Genomic DNA, 614 nt, shown 5'->3' with positions numbered 1-614 from the left:
TCGACCCAAAGCTGACGGTCGGATTGGCTCAGATTCAAATTGAGCAAGCCGGCCGCTCACCCAACCTCTCTACCAACCTTACGAGATAACCGTCGGGATCCTGTACGATGAATTCGCGCTGGCCTACTTCTACATTGTCAGCCCGATACCAGGTGTCTTTGCATGCTCGATAGAGTGGACATCCAGCCGTATCAAGTTTTTGGATGATGGGTGCGACAGCCTCAACATCAATCTGCAGGTTGATGCCTCTTCCAAACGGCTTGGTCAACGGCGCAGTCAGCCATTGACCCGCGTTCGAATCAACCTGCTCAAGCATGACTTGAGCACCATTCAAATCAAGGTATGCAAATCCATCTTCCGGGCGTTGATACGCTACTTTGAACCCCAGACGAGAAACCCAAAAACCTAGGCTGCTATCCAGGTTGGTAACCATTAACTCCGGAACCAGTTTGTTACGTTCGAACACGAGATGACTTCCATTTCAAAAGGCTTGTTTTTGTGGGCGGGCATGTTCTGCACTGATGGCTTCGATGCCACGACGGGATCGTGGCAAGCGCGATGATGCACGCTCGGGTGGGAATTATCGAGTCGTATTGAGTGGCAGCGTCTGGCCG

The 614-nt window shown here is 52.0% G+C and carries 1 protein-coding gene; it reads right to left on the bottom strand.

Going from position 1 to position 614, the window contains the following annotated elements; genetic code table 11:
• Window positions 1-34 precede the first annotated feature (34 nt).
• Window positions 35-466: a VOC family protein gene (locus DK870_RS29170; protein ID WP_161550434.1), complete on the bottom strand. Its 432-nt coding sequence runs from the start codon at window positions 464-466 to the stop codon at window positions 35-37.
• Window positions 467-614: the final 148 nt, after the last annotated feature.

Source organism: Pseudomonas sp. Q1 (assembly GCF_009935975.1).
Classification (GTDB): domain Bacteria; phylum Pseudomonadota; class Gammaproteobacteria; order Pseudomonadales; family Pseudomonadaceae; genus Aquipseudomonas; species Aquipseudomonas palleroniana.
The sequence above is the reverse complement of the archived record's forward strand: the minus strand, read 5'-3'. Positions and strand labels throughout refer to the sequence as shown.